Origin of the sequence: Thalassolituus marinus (genome assembly GCF_020320395.1) — a bacterium.
In the GTDB taxonomy this organism is placed as follows: domain Bacteria; phylum Pseudomonadota; class Gammaproteobacteria; order Pseudomonadales; family Oceanobacteraceae; genus Venatoribacter; species Venatoribacter marinus.
This window is the reverse complement of record NZ_JAEDAH010000082.1, coordinates 1-2,163: the sequence shown is the minus strand read 5'-3', so window position 1 is coordinate 2,163 and position 2,163 is coordinate 1. Positions and strand designations below refer to the sequence as shown.

The following is a 2,163-nucleotide window of genomic DNA, read 5'->3' as shown; positions in this document are numbered from 1 at the left end:
TGCGCCTCTGGGGCCGCCGCAGAAACCGCTGATATGTCTGGTCTGTCCGCAGGGATGCGGACAAGTGGCTCCGGGCATGGATGGTCGATGAGGCACGAGGCCAGTAAATATCAAGGTTTCAAGGAATACGGCCCAGAAAGCGCGAAGCTGGGGTCGGCCCCCCGGCAAGGGGATAAGTTCCCCTGCGAGGCAGCAGGCCTTGATGTTAAAACATGCTGTTTTTGTCAGCTATGGTGCTGATTAAAAACTGTGGGACAGCAGTGGCGTCAGCCGGCTTTTTTGTGGGCGGCGCTCTGCCCCTGAGGAGGTATGGCGTTGCCATGAGCATTTTGCGTAGATTAGGCGTAAAGTCAGTTAATGGGTTATGACGGGAGAGAGTTATGGGTTCGCAGGACAGTGCTTTATGGCTTGAACAACTGCCGGAAGCGTTTCAGGTATACCGCAACGGCCGCAAGCTGGATGAGGTTGAGTGTATCGTTCCCGACCTGAATGGTATGTCGCGGGGTAAAGCGATTCCTCTGAATAAGTTCTCGCCCCTGAAACCTATTTTTTTGCCGGTTTCCATTTTTTATCAGACCATCACCGGTGAAGATGTGGAAATGGACATCGAGAACCAGTGGGCTGAGTCCGATATGGAACTGCGCCCGGATATGACCACGGCAATGGCGGTGCCGTGGGCGAAAGAGCCGACACTGCAGATTATCCACGACCTTTATGACAGCAAGGGCAACCCTGTTTCCTGTGCGCCGCGTAATGTACTGAAGCGAGTAATTGCCATGTACCGCGAGCAGGGCTGGATTCCGGTGGTTGCGCCCGAACTGGAATTCTATCTGACCAAGCCCAACGTCGACCCGAATGAACCAATTGAGCCGCCGGTTGGCCGAACTGGCCGCTCGGGTACCGCGCGTCAGTCTTACTCGATGTCGGCGGTTGATGAATATGGTGAGGTCATCGACACCATCTATGACTATGCCGAGGATGCGGGCCTGCACATTGACTCGGTTATTCAGGAAGACGGTGCCGGGCAGGTGGAGATTAACCTCACTCATGGTGATCCGCTGCTGCTGGCTGACCAGGTGTTTTATTTCAAGCGCATTATTAAAGAAGCAGCGCTGAATAATGGTATGTTCGCGACCTTTATGGCCAAGCCGATGCGTGACCAGCCGGGCAGTGCGATGCATATTCACCAGAGTGTGGTCAGTGCGGAAAGCGGCGAGAATATTTTCTCAGATGCCGAAGGTAATGAAACTCAGCTGTTCCACTATTTTATTGGTGGCCTGCAGAAGTACCTGCCGCAGGTAATGCCGTTTATTGCACCGAATGTGAATTCTTATCGTCGCTTCGAATCGGATACCAATTCCAGTGCGCCGACCAATATGGGCTGGGGCTATGACAACCGGGCAACCGGTTTACGGGTTCCAAACTCGGGCGCTCAGGATCGCCGTATTGAAAATCGCCTGGTCGGGGTGGACACCAACCCTTACCTGTCGATCAGTGCCAGTCTGATCTGTGGTTATCTGGGAATGATGAAAAAAATTCCACCTGCTGAATCCATCGCCGGTGAGCCTGGTGAAGAGTTTGCGATCCCAACCACCTTTGATGAAGCGCTGCATTTGTTTGATGATGCAGCAGATATTCATCAGGCGCTGGGCGCAGATTTCTGTGAGCTTTATGCCAACGTGAAAAAAGAAGAGCTGCGCCAGTTTCATCGCGAAATTTCGCCGTGGGAGCGCAAGTATCTGCTGCTGCACGTGTAGCGCATCAGCCCATGAAGGTTGATATGTGAGGTCCATGGGTGCACTATGAATATGAACTCACAGAAAAGGGAATGAATAATGTCGAAGAAAGACGTGAAAAAAGAAGCGAAGAAAGTCGTCGAGCTGAAGAAAGCCATTAAGACGCGTAAGGCAAAAATTGCCAAGCACGAAGGCAAACTGAAAAAGCTGAAGAAAAAGCTTAAAAAAGCAGCCTGACGCAGAAAAACAGCTCCTCCGGGAGCTGTTTTTTTATACGCTTATTTGTCACATTACACGGTTAAATTCAGTAATTATTAATGCTTCAGGGAAGAATCGTATGCAGGCCACTGCTGTCCCACAGTTTTAAAGGTATCTGTTTTCTATAAACGACTTTTAAATCCGCAGTGCCTACTGCCTACCAGGGGAA

The 2,163-nt window shown here is 51.2% G+C and carries 2 protein-coding genes; both read left to right on the top strand.

Translation table 11 applies throughout. The features are described from left to right. Positions 1-380: 380 nt before the first annotated feature. A complete protein-coding gene (locus tag I9W95_RS12790; RefSeq protein WP_225675483.1) occupies positions 381-1,757 on the top strand; it encodes a glutamine synthetase family protein in 1,377 nt (458 codons plus the stop codon). 78 nt (positions 1,758-1,835) lie between these two features. Continuing rightward, positions 1,836-1,973: a hypothetical protein gene (locus tag I9W95_RS12785; protein ID WP_225675481.1), complete on the top strand. Its 138-nt coding sequence runs from the start codon at positions 1,836-1,838 to the stop codon at positions 1,971-1,973. The last annotated feature ends 190 nt before the right edge of the window (positions 1,974-2,163 follow it).